Annotated in this window: 1 protein-coding gene; it reads left to right on the top strand. The window is 59.5% G+C overall.

From position 1 onward, the window contains the following. Nucleotides 1-14 precede the first annotated feature (14 nt). The coding region (locus OSC30_RS16835; RefSeq protein ID WP_267173002.1) for a type II secretion system F family protein at nt 15-284 on the top strand (270 nt) is incomplete at its 3' end.

The raw sequence follows: 284 nt of genomic DNA on the forward strand, positions 1-284 counted from the left end.
CAATGGAATCGGCAATGCGTCGTGTGGCGGAGGAAATGGGTGAGCAATCGCCTGAACTGGCGGAGGAGATGATCCTGACGACGGCCGAACTGTCTTTCCTCCAGGACAGGCGCACGGCTCTTGAGAATTTCGGTATGCGTACCCAGCTGGACGGCGTCAAAAGTGTGGTGCAGGCTCTTATCCAGGCAGAACGGTATGGAACCCCGCTCGCTCAGGCGCTGCGTGTTCTTGCGCAGGAAGGCCGCGACGAGCGCATGAATGAGGCCGAGAAAAAGGCTGCCGCT

Origin of the sequence: Frateuria hangzhouensis (genome assembly GCF_026410505.1) — a bacterium.
GTDB classification, from domain to species: Bacteria; Pseudomonadota; Gammaproteobacteria; order Xanthomonadales; family Rhodanobacteraceae; genus Frateuria_A; species Frateuria_A hangzhouensis.